This window comes from Beduini sp. (assembly GCF_047239305.1).
In the GTDB taxonomy this organism is placed as follows: Bacteria; Bacillota_I; Bacilli_A; order Erysipelotrichales; family Coprobacillaceae; genus Beduini.
In genome coordinates this window covers 51,874-65,958 of the sequence record NZ_JBKTEM010000013.1, presented here as the reverse complement: position 1 = coordinate 65,958, position 14,085 = coordinate 51,874, and the positions used below count along the sequence as shown (strand labels likewise).

17 protein-coding genes are annotated in these 14,085 nt (G+C 38.1%); 14 read left to right on the top strand and 3 right to left on the bottom strand.

All coding sequences use genetic code 11. From position 1 onward, the window contains the following. On the top strand, window positions 1–936 hold a 936-nt coding region (locus tag ACLRVU_RS13525; protein WP_412892252.1), incomplete at its 5' end, for a LysR substrate-binding domain-containing protein. A 73-nt stretch (window positions 937–1,009) separates the two neighbouring features. Here ACLRVU_RS13525 and ACLRVU_RS13520 read toward each other — a convergent pair. After that, window positions 1,010–1,906: an ROK family protein gene (locus tag ACLRVU_RS13520; RefSeq protein ID WP_412892251.1), complete on the bottom strand. Its 897-nt coding sequence runs from the start codon at window positions 1,904–1,906 to the stop codon at window positions 1,010–1,012. Window positions 1,907–1,990: 84 nt separating this feature from the next. Between ACLRVU_RS13520 and ACLRVU_RS13515 the strand changes: the two genes are divergently transcribed. After that, window positions 1,991–2,764: an HAD family hydrolase gene (locus ACLRVU_RS13515; RefSeq protein ID WP_412892250.1), complete on the top strand. Its 774-nt coding sequence runs from the start codon at window positions 1,991–1,993 to the stop codon at window positions 2,762–2,764. 49 nt (window positions 2,765–2,813) lie between these two features. Here the strand turns inward: ACLRVU_RS13515 and ytvI are convergent, their stop codons facing one another. Beyond that, window positions 2,814–3,917 carry a sporulation integral membrane protein YtvI gene (gene ytvI / locus ACLRVU_RS13510; RefSeq protein WP_412892249.1) on the bottom strand — a complete coding sequence of 368 codons (1,104 nt, stop codon included), beginning with the start codon at window positions 3,915–3,917 and terminating at the stop codon, window positions 2,814–2,816. 158 nt (window positions 3,918–4,075) lie between these two features. Between ytvI and ACLRVU_RS13505 the strand changes: the two genes are divergently transcribed. Genes ACLRVU_RS13505 through ACLRVU_RS13450 form a run of 12 tightly spaced genes read left to right on the top strand, consistent with a single transcriptional unit; the run spans window position 4,076 to window position 13,615 of the window. After that, window positions 4,076–4,576 carry an NAD(P)H-dependent oxidoreductase subunit E gene (locus ACLRVU_RS13505; protein WP_412892248.1) on the top strand — a complete coding sequence of 167 codons (501 nt, stop codon included), beginning with the start codon at window positions 4,076–4,078 and terminating at the stop codon, window positions 4,574–4,576. Continuing rightward, the gene (locus tag ACLRVU_RS13500; protein WP_412892247.1) at window positions 4,573–4,935 is read left to right on the top strand and encodes a hypothetical protein; all 363 of its coding nucleotides are present in this window, start codon (window positions 4,573–4,575) and stop codon (window positions 4,933–4,935) included. Before ACLRVU_RS13505 ends, ACLRVU_RS13500 begins: the two co-directional genes overlap by 4 nt. Further along, window positions 4,928–5,338, top strand: coding sequence for an ATP-binding protein (locus ACLRVU_RS13495; RefSeq protein WP_412892246.1), 411 nt, complete (start codon window positions 4,928–4,930; stop codon window positions 5,336–5,338). Before ACLRVU_RS13500 ends, ACLRVU_RS13495 begins: the two co-directional genes overlap by 8 nt. Continuing rightward, window positions 5,335–6,525 carry a [Fe-Fe] hydrogenase large subunit C-terminal domain-containing protein gene (locus tag ACLRVU_RS13490; protein WP_412892245.1) on the top strand — a complete coding sequence of 397 codons (1,191 nt, stop codon included), beginning with the start codon at window positions 5,335–5,337 and terminating at the stop codon, window positions 6,523–6,525. The genes ACLRVU_RS13495 and ACLRVU_RS13490 overlap by 4 nt, the downstream gene beginning before the upstream one ends. After that, window positions 6,515–6,844, top strand: coding sequence for a hypothetical protein (locus tag ACLRVU_RS13485; RefSeq protein WP_412892244.1), 330 nt, complete (start codon window positions 6,515–6,517; stop codon window positions 6,842–6,844). Before ACLRVU_RS13490 ends, ACLRVU_RS13485 begins: the two co-directional genes overlap by 11 nt. A 1-nt stretch (window position 6,845) precedes the next feature. Next, window positions 6,846–7,529 carry a PHP domain-containing protein gene (locus ACLRVU_RS13480; RefSeq protein WP_412892243.1) on the top strand — a complete coding sequence of 228 codons (684 nt, stop codon included), beginning with the start codon at window positions 6,846–6,848 and terminating at the stop codon, window positions 7,527–7,529. Window positions 7,530–7,532: 3 nt separating this feature from the next. Beyond that, on the top strand, window positions 7,533–8,066 hold the full coding sequence (locus tag ACLRVU_RS13475) for an ATP-binding protein (RefSeq protein ID WP_412892242.1): 534 nt from the start codon (window positions 7,533–7,535) through the stop codon (window positions 8,064–8,066). Continuing rightward, window positions 8,063–8,431, top strand: a complete 369-nt coding sequence (locus ACLRVU_RS13470; protein WP_041138930.1) for a (2Fe-2S) ferredoxin domain-containing protein — start codon at window positions 8,063–8,065, stop codon at window positions 8,429–8,431. Before ACLRVU_RS13475 ends, ACLRVU_RS13470 begins: the two co-directional genes overlap by 4 nt. A 13-nt stretch (window positions 8,432–8,444) precedes the next feature. Continuing rightward, window positions 8,445–10,238 (top strand): NADH-ubiquinone oxidoreductase-F iron-sulfur binding region domain-containing protein, encoded by a 1,794-nt coding sequence (locus tag ACLRVU_RS13465; protein WP_412892241.1) that lies wholly within the window; start codon window positions 8,445–8,447, stop codon window positions 10,236–10,238. A 12-nt stretch (window positions 10,239–10,250) separates the two neighbouring features. Further along, window positions 10,251–12,008: an NADH-dependent [FeFe] hydrogenase, group A6 gene (locus ACLRVU_RS13460; RefSeq protein WP_412892240.1), complete on the top strand. Its 1,758-nt coding sequence runs from the start codon at window positions 10,251–10,253 to the stop codon at window positions 12,006–12,008. A gap of 13 nt (window positions 12,009–12,021) precedes the next feature. Then, window positions 12,022–12,909 carry a hypothetical protein gene (locus tag ACLRVU_RS13455; protein WP_412892239.1) on the top strand — a complete coding sequence of 296 codons (888 nt, stop codon included), beginning with the start codon at window positions 12,022–12,024 and terminating at the stop codon, window positions 12,907–12,909. After that, window positions 12,902–13,615, top strand: coding sequence for an ABC transporter permease (locus tag ACLRVU_RS13450; protein WP_412892238.1), 714 nt, complete (start codon window positions 12,902–12,904; stop codon window positions 13,613–13,615). Before ACLRVU_RS13455 ends, ACLRVU_RS13450 begins: the two co-directional genes overlap by 8 nt. Before the next feature lie 6 nt (window positions 13,616–13,621). Here ACLRVU_RS13450 and ACLRVU_RS13445 read toward each other — a convergent pair whose 3' ends face one another. Then, window positions 13,622–13,969: a hypothetical protein gene (locus ACLRVU_RS13445; RefSeq protein ID WP_412892237.1), complete on the bottom strand. Its 348-nt coding sequence runs from the start codon at window positions 13,967–13,969 to the stop codon at window positions 13,622–13,624. Window positions 13,970–14,085 lie beyond the last annotated feature (116 nt).

Here is a 14,085-nt window from a genome sequence, read left to right as displayed (position 1 = left end):
AATCTAATTAGAGGTGAGTTTATGATCGATGATAAAATTAAGACATTCATTAAAGTGGTCGAATGTCAAAACTATACCCAGGCAGCAAATCTGCTTCATTTAACCCAGCCTGCCGTCACTCAGCATATTAAAGCTTTAGAGAGCTACTATCAGCATAAGCTGATCGATCATCCCCATAAGTCCTTCCAACTAACTAAAGCCGGAGAAATGCTGTATGATTATGCAAGGATTCAGCTTCACAATGAAGAACTTTTTGAAGAAATGATTATTAAGCACTCCACCCCATTAACGATTGGAGCTACACTTTCGATTGCCGATTACTATATCCCGGCTTTGCTCGCCCCGGTTTTGATTTCTTCCAAGCAGGAGTATCAGATTATTGTGGCCAATACGCAAAGTCTTATTCAGGAAATGATGAACGGAAAGGTGGAGTGTGCTTTTGTTGAAGGTCATTTTAATACAGAGCTTTTTGACTATCATTTATTTAAAAAGGAACGCTTTATTCCAGTAGTACGAAGCACTCATCCGCTTGCAAATAAGAATATTTCCTTTAACGATTTATTTCCCTATCCTTTGTTTGTACGTGAAAAAGGCTCAGGCACAAGAGCCATCCTAGAGAATTATTTGAATCAGACACTTTATCAGCTTCATTCTTTTGAGCATTGCAATGAAATCGGCAATCTATCAATGATCAAAGCATTACTCTTACATACCGATGGGATTACTTTCGTCTATGAAGGAGTGGTTGCCGAAGAATTAAAGCATGGGCAGTTGAAAGAACTTCAGTTGGCAGATTTTGAAATTACTCGGCCAATGCATTTTATTTATTTAAAATCCAATATAAACAGATTAATTTATCAGCAGTTTTTTAAAAACTTAATGAAAAACAGTAATGTGTCTAAATCTGTTTTCGATAAAAGGACTCTTTTAATTTAATAAGAATGATCATTTTCAATAAAAAAACACAACCGGTACATTTATCTGTACTTGTTGTGTTTTTTAATTTCTATTATGCTAACTGATACAACTGCATGAAATTGTATAATGCACCTAAAAGATTAGAATCATTATTAAATTTACATTTCACAACATTTGGTTTTCCGATATGCGGAACTTTCTCCCAAATCACGTCTACTTGATTTTTTAATTCTTCAATTAAGCGTGGCTGTTCACTGATTCCACCGCCGATACAGATCATATCCGGATCAAAAATCAACTGACAGTTATAAAAATGTACAGCCGCTGAATAACAGAAGTCTTTTAGAATTTCTTCAGCATCCTGATCTCCATCATGAAGCATCTCAAAGAATTTTTCACCATCAAGAGTGTCCTGTGTCATTCCTTTTTTAATTGATAATTTAGTGCCTAAAAGCAGCGCAGAATTTTGATGTGCCCAGATTACCGGTTCTTTATGACGATCCATTTCATTTAATAAGAAACTTACTTCTCCTGCAATCAAACGATTTCCACGGTGAATGCGTTTATTTTTAATCACAGCTCCGGCAATTCCGGTACCAAAGGCAATCACAATCGCATCCTGAACCTCTTTAGCGCTTCCGATCCATACTTCGGCTAATCCCGCACATTTTCCATCATTTTCTACTGCTACAGGTAACCCATCACAGCGTTTTGAAACAACCTCTTTTAAACATACTTGGTGCAGAAATGGAAGATTTCCGCCATTATAAACAATCCCTTTTTCCACATCGACAGCGCCCGGAGTTGAAATTGCGATTCCTTCAACGTGCCCAGCAAACTGTCGATATACTTTTTCCAAAGAATCAATGAATCCCTCTATTCCCTGATTTAGAATGGTAGGAATTTTATCTTTAGATGTGATCTCTCCCGCTGATGTGATCGTCGCATATTTTACAAAAGATCCACCGATATCAAATACTAAATACATGTTATTCACCCTCCTTTTTTGATTATACACTGAAACGCTTACATAAGGAATAAAAATTTGTTACAATGATTAAGAGGTGAAATTATGACAAAACTATTTTTCTTTGATATTGATGGGACTATTGCTCACGGACAGCATATTCCAAATGAAAATATCGCTGCTTTAAAACAGCTTCGTGAACTTGGGCATTATACATTTATCTGTACCGGTCGTCCGATTAGCTACGCTAAAATGTTGTTTGGAGACTTAGTTGATGGCTACATTACCAGTAATGGACGTCAGGCTTATTTTCATGATGAACAAATCTTAGACAAACCACTGACTCCTGAGGAAGTAAAACGCTTCATGTCCATCTGTCAGAGTGTTGACTGCGATTATGCCTTCATTGGCAGTCAGAAAGGTTATATCAGTGATGTCTCAGAAGAGTTGTTTAAAAAATTAAATGGGCAGTATAAACGTGATGATTTCTTTGAACGTGTTTGGAATCCAGAGAAAATTACAACGTATATCTTTGATATTTTCTATAAAGATGATGATCATTTTAAACACATTGTCAAAGCCTTTGAAAAGGATGTCATATTAAACGATCACCACGGTGCTTTTTCAGCCGATGCGACAACGATCTCCCATGATAAAGGAGATGGAATTGCCAGCGTATTAAAACATTTAAAAATGGAAGATGCAGACAGTTTTGCATTTGGTGACGGCAGCAACGATTTATGTATGTTTAAAGCTGTGAAAAATAAAATCGCAATGGGCAATGCCATCGATACTCTAAAAAAAGAAGCAACTTATATCAGCAGCGACTATTTAGAAGGCGGTATCGTCAATGCCTTAAAACATTTTAATCTATTATAATAGAAAGACGAATTCAATAGAGTTCGTCTTTTTGCATAAAAAAGACCCATCAAGAAGATGGATCAGAGGTGTCATCAATATTTCGATATAAATGGATTTTACCGGTATCATTAAGATTCATGATAATAATGATCACAATCGGGCAGATTAATAGTCCTAATACACCGAATACCTTGGCTCCGGCGAACATGCTGATAAGCATCAGCAAAGGATGAATTCCCACCTGTTTACCGACTATTTTTGGTTCAATGATATTGCGGATAACCGTAATGACAATATATAGGATCAGCATTCCCACTGCTAAGGTCATCTCGTTATTGATAAACAGATAAACTACCCAAGGAATCATGATCCCGCCGGTTCCAAGAACAGGCAGCACATCAAAGATTGAGATCAGCAAAGCAATCAGAAAAGGACTGCCTACTCCCAAAATCATAAATCCAACGGATAGCTCTACAAATGTAATCGTCATCAGTTTGGCGTATGCAAAGATAATTTGCAGTAATGTGTTGACTGCATAATCCTTAATTTCATAAAGCAGCCCTTTTACCTTAGGCGAACATTGAGCTAAGATAAACTGATTGATATGATGAAAATCAATGGCAATAAAGAATGAAGAAATGATAGTGACTAAGGCACTTAACAAAAAGTTAGGTATGCTGGCAATAAAGCCTGAAATAAATTTCATTGAGCTGCTGGAAATCACGCTTCCAAAAGCCACAACAATTTCCATAAAGTTAGATTCTGCATCTTTCAGCATTTCCAGCAGCTGCGGTGACAGACTGCCTACTAAACTTTCCACATCGTTAAATAATGTCGTTACCGTCGGTTCAATATATACTTCAATCAGCTGAGGGAGATTTTTTAAGTTTTCTCCAATAATAATTACTAGCTTAAAGACAAGTAAACTGATCCCTGCTCCAACCAATATATAAAGCAACAATAGAATTATAATTGCTATTCGTTCATTTTTCGCGTGCATCACTCTTTTTAAAGGCTGAATGATCATCTGCAGTAATGCCACAATCAAAAAAGCGAGTATAAAAGGAAACAGCCATGCCATGGCATATTTAAAAACAAAATAAGCGATGATGGCGATTAATCCATAATAAAGTACATTAATAATAAAAGAACGCTTTTTTTCTATATCCATAAGGTCACCTCTTTTTTGTATTCTATCATATTTCTTATCAAATTTATAATAGAATTATAATGTGTTTTTAAAACTCTATTCGAAAAATGAAAACGGTATCAATTTATAGTGTTTTTTGTTATAATGTGAATAGATAAAAATAAGAAAGAGGTGTGGAAATGGAAAAATTAAATAAGAAGGCTATGGACTTCGTTGAGGATGTCATTTATCGCCATAAAGATGAAATGGGACCGGTAAAATTAATGCTTCATGAAATACAGCATGAACTTGGATATATTCCATTCAAAGCAATGCAGATGATGAGTGATGCCTTAGATATTCCAGTATCGCAGATTTACGGCGTAGTCACTTTTTATGCACAGTTTACAACCGAACCAAAAGGAGAACATGTTATTGGCGTATGTTTGGGAACTGCCTGCTATGTCAACGGTTCACAGACAATTTTGGATTTATTAGTAGAAATGACTGGAGCACCTGTCAATGGAACAAGTGAAGATGGTGTCTTTTCAATCGATGCAACCCGTTGTGTCGGAGCCTGCGGTTTAGCTCCGGTAGTCAGTGTCGATGGAGTAGTCTTTGGTTGTTCTAAGCAATTGGATGAACTAAAATACTTAGTCCTTTCTTATAAAAAAGGAGAGACTCCAGAGGCACAGGCATGATTTTAAAAGATGTGATTAAAATTCTTGATGCAGATGTCATTTATTCAGATGATCCGGCAATTCTGGAAAAAGACTATATTGATGCTTTTGCCAGTGATTTGATGAGTGATGCACTAGCCTTAATATTAGATCATAATGAATCAACATTACTGATCACCGGTTTGGCAAATACACAGACTATCCGCACTGCCGAAATGCTGGATGTATCTGTTATTGTCTATGTCCGTGGAAAGATTCCCAGCCAGGAGCAAATCCAAACAGCAAAAATATCGGGCGTTACTCTTTTGAGTGTCAAGCATACGATGTTTCAAACATGCGGTTTGCTTTATGAAGCAGGACTAGGAAGATTAAATGATTAAGCATTATGACGTCATGAAGGACGATTATGAAAATGCCGGAAAAGTATCAAGTGACATCAAGAGAACACTTAAACAGTTAGGATTAGATACAAAAACATTAAGGAATGTGGCAATAGCGGCTTATGAAGCAGAGATCAATATGATCATTCACAGTTTAGGAGGAGCCATTACTTTTGAACTGAGCGATGAGGGAGAAGTTATTTTATGCTTTGATGATATTGGTCCCGGTATTCCTAATTTAGATTTAGCTTTGCAGCCGGGCTGGTCAACTGCCTCAGCCAAAGCAAGAGAACTTGGTTTTGGAGCCGGAATGGGATTAGTCAACATGAAACGTGTTGCCAATAATTTCCATATTGAATCCTCACCCCAAGGAACACATCTTAAAATGAGGTTTTCTTCGTGAAGCCGACAATCTGCTATACGCTTCCTTCGTGTAAAAACTGTTTAAAATGTATTCGCGCTTGTCCCACAGAAGCCATCACATTAAAAAACAACGAGATCAAAATCGATCAAAAGAAATGTATTGACTGTGACATGTGCATTGAAAGCTGCGACAGCCGCGGTCTTAAAATTACCAATGAGCATTTAACGGAAACTTTATCACAGTATGATTATCGCGTTATTCTTGTTTCAACAAGTATTTTCTCAGACTTCAAGAACTTTGGCGAAGCCAAAAAAATGTTTAAGGCGATCGAACGCTTAGGATTTGATGAAGTCGTTCAATATAGTGATATTGAAGGGGCTTTATATATGGAATCCATGCACCAGATAGAAAATGAGAACAGTTTGAAAATTTCTTCATTCTGTCCGACAATCAATCGTCTGATTAAACAGAATTATCCCACTTTGGTGGATAATCTGCTGCCTTTCAACTATCCCGTTGAAGTTGCGGCAAAAAAAGTGCGTGACCGACTTTTGGATCACTACGGCAAAGTTGGCATTTATTCGTTATGCGAATGTGTCGGAAAAATGACTTTAGCGAAGCATCCTTATGACAATGAAGATTCCTTTATTGATCATGCGATGAGCGTATCGCATATTTTTCCAAAGATCAATCGCTTAAAAAATGAAGATGAAGCTGACTTACGGATCAGTCAGGAAGGAATTCAAAGCGTAGTCAGTGATTTTTATCACTTTGCGCAGGGAACTCGACCGGTTGTAAGTATCAGCGGCATTGACAATGTAAAAAAAGTGTTGGAGCTGGCAGAGTTTGGTCATATGGATGAAATTGGTCTGTTAGGTTTATTTGCCTGCTATAAAGGATGTATCGGCGGTTATTTCTTATGGTCGAATCCTTTTATCGGACGTTTAAACATTGATCAGATGGTTGGTCACTCTACCCATCAGCTTGCTTTGCTGGATAATGATGACTATTTTAAAGAACATGAGTTAATTGATGAAGAACATATTAGTATGAAAGAAAAGATGCAGCGTTTTAAAAAGATCAGTGAAGTGCTAAGCACACTTCCTCAGTTTGACTGCGGGGCTTGCGGTTTTCCAAACTGCCGCGCTCTTGCCGAACAGATAGTAGATAATGAAGCTGATGATTCTTATTGTCGGGTAAAAAGGAGAGATGATCATGCTGATTAAAGATTTAAATCAACTTGAAGATATAAAAATGATCCATGCTGGTGATCAGAATAAAAAAATGGAAGGCGCCTACATTGGGGACTTGTTAAGCATCGTGATGAGCAAAGCCGAAGAGAATCAGCTTTGGCTGACTGTTCAGGCGCATCTGAACGCTCTTGCCGTCGCAACACTTGTCGATATGGCAGGTATTCTGTTTGTCGAAGGAACTCAAGTGGACGACGCTACTTTAAAAAGAGCCGAAGAATTAAATATTCCGCTATATACAACGAATCTTTCTGCTTATGAAGCAGTAAAAAAATTAATTGCTTTAGGTATTTAAAATGTTTTACGATTTGCATATCCATTCGGCTTTATCGCCTTGCGGAGATGACTCCATGACCATTAATAATATTATTAACATGGCGATGATCAAAGAATTGGATTTAATCGCTATTACAGATCACAATTCATTAAAACAGCAGACCTATCTAAAACAAATAAGTCAAGATAAAGTGCAGATCATCTACGGAGTTGAATTGCAGACCCGCGAGGAAATTCATGTACTGGGATATTTCAGAGAAGAAAATAGGCTTCCTGACATGCAGAAATGGATCGATCAGCATTTGCAAGTGATCTTAAACAAGCCTGAGTTTTTTGGCAATCAACTGATCTTCGATCAAAACGATGAAGTGATTAGTCATGAAGAACGCTTATTGCTCTCTTCACTTGATACGTCACTCGAAGAGACAGTTGACGCCATTCATCAGCATCACGGCATTGTTGTTTTAGCTCATGTTTTAGATAAACGTTACAGTGTCTTTGAAAATCTAGGGTTTATTCCTCCTGATTTAGAAATCGAAGGGATTGAAGTCAAAAGCGATGAACAGATGGATATCGTAAAAAAAAGAACACCTTATCTAAAGGATATTCCATTTTTTAGAAACAGTGATGCTCATCAGCTGGTTGATATTAGTGAACCCATTCATTCAATGACACAGACTCAATTTGAAGAATTATGGAGATAAATTATGCCTGATATTGCTATGCATTTATTAGATATTGTATATAACTCAATCCGCGCCTTAGCAAAACAAATTACGATCAGCATTCACGACAGTGAAAAAGAAAACATCATTGAGATCATTGTTGAAGACGATGGGTGCGGTATGGATGAGGAAACTATCCAGCATGTGATGGATCCCTTCTTTACTACCCGTACTACCCGAAAAGTCGGATTGGGGGTACCGCTTTTTAAAGAAGGAGTATTAGCGACAGGAGGAACTTTTGACATTTGCTCAACCGTTAATAAGGGAACAACGATTAAAGGGTACTACGTTAAACAGCATTGGGATACTCCGCCACTAGGAAATCTTGCGGAGACCTTAGCAACATTGATTCAAGCAAATGATCAGATTGATTATTTGTTTACTTATACAAGCGATACGCATCAATTTTGTTTAGATACAAAAGAAATAAAAGCTATCTTGGATGGTGTCAAAATAAATGAGCCGGAAATTATACTATGGCTTAAAGACTATATAAAGGAGGGACTCAGCCAATGAAGTCATTAAAAGATTTAGAAAAAATGAGAGAACAAGCTAAAAAGAAAATGGCAATGCGTTCTGATGATGAAAATCAGTATCGTGTTGTCGTTGGAATGGCAACTTGCGGGATTGCCGCAGGAGCAAGACCCGTATTGAATAAATTAGTTGAAGAAGTTGCACAGCATCATTTACCGGTAACGGTTACTCAGACGGGATGTATTGGAATGTGTACGCTAGAGCCAATTGTCGAAGTGTTTGATAAAGAAGGAAATAAAACAACCTATGTCTTAATGGATGCAGAAAAAGCGGCAGAAGTTGTAACCCGCCATTTAATCGAGGGACAAGTTGTAACGGAATATACCGTTGGAAAGTATAAGCAATAGGGGAGGACGAAACATGGAAAGAATTCAAGTCATGGTCTGTGCCGGTACAGGATGTACGATCGGGAATTCCGGGGAATTGATCGAGCTATTTAAAGAAGAAATCCGCAGTATCGGCTTGCAGGATGAAGTTTCCGTTTTAAAAACAGGATGCTTAGGTCTGTGTGGTTTCGGACCGAATATCTGTATTTATCCGGATAATATCATTTATAAATCAGTAAAGCCGGAAGACGTTAAGGAAATTGTCATGGAACATTTCTATAAAGGACGTCCGGTTACACGATTAATGCTTAATGAAAGTGATGAAGTCAGCAAAGAAATCTTGGATATCAATCACACTAAATTCTACGAAAAGCAAAAAAGAATCGCTTTGCATAACTGTGGTGTCATCGATCCTGAAAATATTGAAGAATATATTGGTAAAGATGGCTATGCCGCTTTAGGAAAAGCTTTGACTGAAATGAGTCCGCAAGAAGTTGTGGATGAAATCAAAGCCAGCGGTCTGCGCGGACGTGGGGGCGGTGGTTTCCCTACTGGTGTGAAATGGCAGGCTGCATTAAATCAGCCGGGCGATGAAAAATATGTCATTTGTAATGCTGATGAAGGTGATCCCGGGGCTTTCATGGACCGTTCCATTTTGGAAGGAAATCCCCACAGTATTTTAGAAGCAATGGCAATTGCCGGCTATGCGATCGGCGCTCATCATGGATATATTTATATTCGTGCCGAATATCCGATTGCTGTTGAACGTCTGGAAACTGCGATTTCACAGGCAAAAGAATTGGGATTACTAGGAGATAATATTTTTGGTACCGGATTTAATTTTGATCTGGAAATTCGTTTAGGAGCCGGAGCCTTTGTCTGCGGTGAAGAAACAGCCTTGATTCAATCGATTCAAGGAGAACGAGGAATGCCAATCCCTAAACCGCCATTTCCTGCCGAACGCGGTGTTTGGGGTAAACCTACTATCATAAATAACGTAGAAACTTATGCTAATCTTACTCAAATCATATTGAACGGAGCTGACTGGTTTAAATCGATCGGTACAGAAACCTCTCCGGGAACAAAAGTATTCGCGCTTGGTGGAAAGATTACCAATACCGGATTAGTCGAAGTACCTATGGGAACAACGTTAAGAGAAATTATTTATGAAATCGGTGGCGGATGTCCTAACCGTAAGGAATTTAAAGCAGTTCAGACCGGTGGCCCAAGTGGAGGCTGCTTAACCGAAGAACAATTAGATACACCGATTGGCTTTGATGAACTCATTAAATTAGGTTCCATGATGGGATCTGGAGGAATGATCGTTCTTGATGAAGATAACTGTATGGTAGATGTCGCTCGTTTCTATATGGATTTCATTGTTGACGAATCATGCGGTAAATGTACGCCTTGCCGTGTCGGAACAAAACGTTTGTTGGAAATCTTAGAAAAAATCTGCAATGGTGAAGGAACTCTGGATTTACTAGATGAACTGGAAACCTTGTCTCATACAATTAAAGATACGGCATTATGCGGTTTAGGACAATCTGCCCCTAACCCAGTCTTATCTACTTTAGAACATTTTAAAGATGAATATATAGCCCATGTAGTGGATAAAAAATGTCCTGCAGGAATCTGTAAAGCTTTATTGGAATATAAAGTTAATCCAGAAAAATGCAGAAAATGCGGATTATGTGCGCGTCAATGTCCGGTTAGTGCTATCAGTGGTGCCGTGGGTAAAGAAACATATCATATTGATATGGAAAAATGTATCAAATGCGGTAACTGTATCAAAGCTTGTCACTTTGAAGCTATAGAAAGAAAGTAGGAGATGAGAATAATGGGAAAAATAAAACTAACAATCAATAATCGTGTAGTTGAAGCCGAAGATGGTCAGACTGTTTTAGAAGTTGCTAGAGAAAATGGTATTCACATCCCTACTCTTTGCTACTTAAAAGATTTGACTGGAACCGGAGCCTGTCGTGTATGTCAGGTAGAAATTGAAGGCGCTCGTACATTATGTGCAGCCTGTGTTTATCCGGTAAGAGAAGGACTCGTTGTAAAAACACATTCTGTTCGTGCTTTAGAAGCAAGAAAAAATGTGGTAGAATTAATCGTATCTAATCACTCTAAAGACTGCTTGTCTTGCATTCGCAACACAAACTGTGAATTGCAGCGCTTATGCCAGGAATTAGGGGTGCGTGAAGATGCCTATGCAGGAAATAAAACACCGTCTACTTTTGATGAAGTGTCACCGGGAATTGTCCGTGATACATCAAAATGTGTCTTATGTGGCCGCTGTGTCGCAGCCTGCAGAAAAATTCAGGGATTAGGTATTCTTGGATTTATGGATCGTGGTTTTAAAACTAAAGTCGGTCCTGTTTATGATCGCAGTTTCAATGATGTCAACTGTATGCAGTGCGGTCAGTGTATCAATGTATGTCCGGTTGGAGCACTTCATGAAAAAGAAGAAATTCATGATGTGATCAACGCCATCAATGATCCACATAAACATGTAATTGTTCAGACAGCGCCGGCTGTACGTGCCAGCCTGGGAGAAGAATTTGGTATGCCGATTGGTACACGTGTTACGGGTAAAATGGTGGCAGCTTTAAAAATGATGGGATTTGACCGTGTTTATGATACCAACTTTGCAGCCGATTTAACGATTATGGAAGAAGGCTATGAATTCATTCATCGTGTAAAAGAAGCAGGTGTTCTGCCAATGATTACCTCTTGTTCACCGGGATGGGTTAACTATGTAGAAACTCAGTATCCGGAGATTTTAGATCATCTATCAAGCTGTAAATCTCCACACATGATGTTTGGTGCCATGGCAAAATCTTATTACGCTAAACAGCAGCGCTTAGATCCAAAAGATATCTATGTTGTCAGCGTTATGCCTTGTGTCGCTAAAAAAGGTGAAAAAGAACGTGAACAAATGATTAACGGCGGAATCAAAGATGTAGATGCTGTTATCACAACTCGCGAACTTGGCAAGATGATTAAAATGTTCGGTATTAACTTCAAAGATTTAGCCGATGAGCAATTCGATCAGGATTTCTTTGGCGAATACAGTGGTGCCGGAGTTATCTTTGGTGCCAGCGGAGGCGTTATGGAAGCCGCATTGAGAACCGTTGCCGATGTTTTAACAGATCAGGATATCGAAGAGATCGAATATCAGCAAGTACGTGGTATCGAAGGACTTAAAGAAGCCACTTTAACGATCGGTGACTTAGAAGTAAAAGTCGCTGTTGCTCAGTCCATGAGCGTTGCTCGCCCGCTGTTAGAAGAAATCAAGAAAGGAACATCACCTTATCATTTTATTGAAATCATGGGATGCCCTGGCGGATGTGTCAATGGCGGAGGACAGTCTTATATCAATGCGTTAGTACGAAACAGCGGTTTCAATTATAAACTGGCGCGTGCCAAAGTCCTTTACGAAGAAGATGAATCACTGCCGATAAGAAAATCACATAAAAACAAACAGATCCAAGAATTGTATAATAATTTCTTAGGAGCTCCAAATTCACACTTGGCTCATGAATTATTACACACCACTTACAGTAAGAGGGAGAAATATCCGGATAAGGATTAACGGGGGAAGTCATATGAAGTTTATTAAATATCTATTATGTTGTACACTTTTATTAATAGGAGGATGCAGCAGTCCAAAAACTGAAAATAAAAAGTTAAATATCCTTTGTCCTAGTGGTGCGCCATCATTGGCGCTCACTAGCATTTATGGAGATCATAACGTCACTATCGTAGAAGGAACAGACCTTTTGATTGCCGAACTTTCTAAAAAAGACAGTGAATATGATCTCATTGTCGCACCAATCAATCTTGGCGGAAAATTGATTGCCACTAATCAAACTGATTATCGTTTAGACAGTATCATTACCTGGGGAAACCTTTATTTAGTCGGAACCAGTCAAGAAGCATTGAACGAACAAGGTGAGATCGCTTTATTTGGTCAGGGTGCCGTACCGGAAAAAATCTATAACGCTGCCAATGTTGATACTGCCCTAACAGCTAATTACTATAATGCCGGAAATTATGTACAGGCGCAGCTATTAAGCGGTCAAAACAAAGTAGGACTGCTCGCCGAACCATTAGCTACCGCAACTATCGCCAAAGCAAAAAGCGAGGGCATTGAACTGCAAGTATTAATGGATCTTCAGCAAGCTTACGCAGATGCTAAAGGAACGGAATATGGATATCCGCAAGCCGCTATTTTTGCTAAAGACAGTAAAACGGTTGAAGAAGTCACTAAAAAGATTCAGGAATATTGTGACGGCGGTTTCAGTGGCATTGACGGTTATTTAGACACTATCGGTGTAGATACATTAAAATTACCTAGCAAAGAAATTACTTTAAAATCTTTAGACAAACAAAACATTAAATATAAGAAAGCAAAAGAAGTTACAAACGATATCACAACTTTCTTAAAAGAATTTAATATTGATTTTGATAACAGCATGTTATTGAATGAATAAAAAATGCTTATCGATCATTTTATTGATCGGTATATGGCAGCTTCTATCGATGCTGACAGCCAGAGAAGTTCTGCTGCCTCAGCCCATCCATGTTTTTACGAGAATCTACGAAATGCTGTTATCAGGTAAATTTTATGGAGCGGTGGCAACAACCCTTCTCCGTGCAAATTTAAGTTTTCTGATTGCACTTATACTGGGAATCAGCTTAGGATTGCTTGCCTCTTTCCATTCACAGATCGAGGCTTTCCTAAATCCTATTCTTTCCTTTCTGCAAACCATTCCGCAGATTTCCTACATGATTATTCTGCTTGTCTGGTTTGATCAGTTTATGTGTATTCTCATCATTATTCTTCTAATGACATTTCCGATCGTCTATCATAACATTCTGACGGGAATGAAAAACATTGATGCCAGTCTGATCGATATCATTCGTCAATACCAACACCCGATGCCGTTTTTGATCTTTAAAGTATACCTGCCGCTCATTAAGCCTTATATTTATTCAGCGATTGATGCGATTCTGCCTTTAAGCCTTAAAATCGGCGTGATGGCAGAGGTATTGATTCAAACACGAACCGGAATTGGTGCACAGCTTTACTTAGCACGCTTAAACATTGATATGATAGGTGTCTTTGCCTGGACAATCTGTCTTGTGATCTTACTGATGCTGGAAGTTAAAATTGTTCATCTAGGACTACGAAAGTAGTCCTTTTTATGTTCCGAAATATTTTTGATAGGCACTTTCCATCTCTTCATCACTCAGCTTTCTTTTTACAAACTGATCTAATTCTTTAAAGGTGTAGTTTTCAAAAAGACAGCGTAAAATCAGATGTCGCTGAAAATAGGTAAAATCCCGACAATGATAATGGTGTAGTTTTAAATATTTTAAGAAATGCTGCTTTATTATATAAAAATCACTAAAGTAATCAGGCTGTTGATAAACATCACTCATGAATGCCGCATATTCCATCAAATCCTCTTTCAGAAGATTTAAATCCTGATATTTGCTTAATGTAAGTGAAAGCTGATTTAATAAAAAGTCTAATGTTTCTCTCTCCAAATTTATCACCTCAGTTTACTTATTCCAAGCAATTAAGGTATTTCCTTTAAAAAAGAGAGGATTGACTATTTCATGAATAATTATTTATATTTTATCGCTCATAAAAAAACACCTAT

Excerpts from the sequence above, each read along its gene's own strand:
- ACLRVU_RS13520 (WP_412892251.1), bottom strand. The coding sequence starts at position 1,906 with ATGTATTTAGTATTTGATATCGGTGGATCTTTTGTAAAATATGCGACG.
- ACLRVU_RS13515 (WP_412892250.1), top strand. The coding sequence starts at position 1,991 with ATGACAAAACTATTTTTCTTTGATATTGATGGGACTATTGCTCACGGA.
- ytvI (WP_412892249.1), bottom strand. The coding sequence starts at position 3,917 with ATGGATATAGAAAAAAAGCGTTCTTTTATTATTAATGTACTTTATTAT.
- ACLRVU_RS13505 (WP_412892248.1), top strand. The coding sequence starts at position 4,076 with ATGGAAAAATTAAATAAGAAGGCTATGGACTTCGTTGAGGATGTCATT.
- ACLRVU_RS13500 (WP_412892247.1), top strand. The coding sequence starts at position 4,573 with ATGATTTTAAAAGATGTGATTAAAATTCTTGATGCAGATGTCATTTAT.
- ACLRVU_RS13495 (WP_412892246.1), top strand. The coding sequence starts at position 4,928 with ATGATTAAGCATTATGACGTCATGAAGGACGATTATGAAAATGCCGGA.
- ACLRVU_RS13485 (WP_412892244.1), top strand. The coding sequence starts at position 6,515 with ATGCTGATTAAAGATTTAAATCAACTTGAAGATATAAAAATGATCCAT.
- ACLRVU_RS13480 (WP_412892243.1), top strand. The coding sequence starts at position 6,846 with ATGTTTTACGATTTGCATATCCATTCGGCTTTATCGCCTTGCGGAGAT.
- ACLRVU_RS13475 (WP_412892242.1), top strand. The coding sequence starts at position 7,533 with ATGCCTGATATTGCTATGCATTTATTAGATATTGTATATAACTCAATC.
- ACLRVU_RS13470 (WP_041138930.1), top strand. The coding sequence starts at position 8,063 with ATGAAGTCATTAAAAGATTTAGAAAAAATGAGAGAACAAGCTAAAAAG.
- ACLRVU_RS13465 (WP_412892241.1), top strand. The coding sequence starts at position 8,445 with ATGGAAAGAATTCAAGTCATGGTCTGTGCCGGTACAGGATGTACGATC.
- ACLRVU_RS13460 (WP_412892240.1), top strand. The coding sequence starts at position 10,251 with ATGGGAAAAATAAAACTAACAATCAATAATCGTGTAGTTGAAGCCGAA.
- ACLRVU_RS13455 (WP_412892239.1), top strand. The coding sequence starts at position 12,022 with ATGAAGTTTATTAAATATCTATTATGTTGTACACTTTTATTAATAGGA.
- ACLRVU_RS13450 (WP_412892238.1), top strand. The coding sequence starts at position 12,902 with ATGAATAAAAAATGCTTATCGATCATTTTATTGATCGGTATATGGCAG.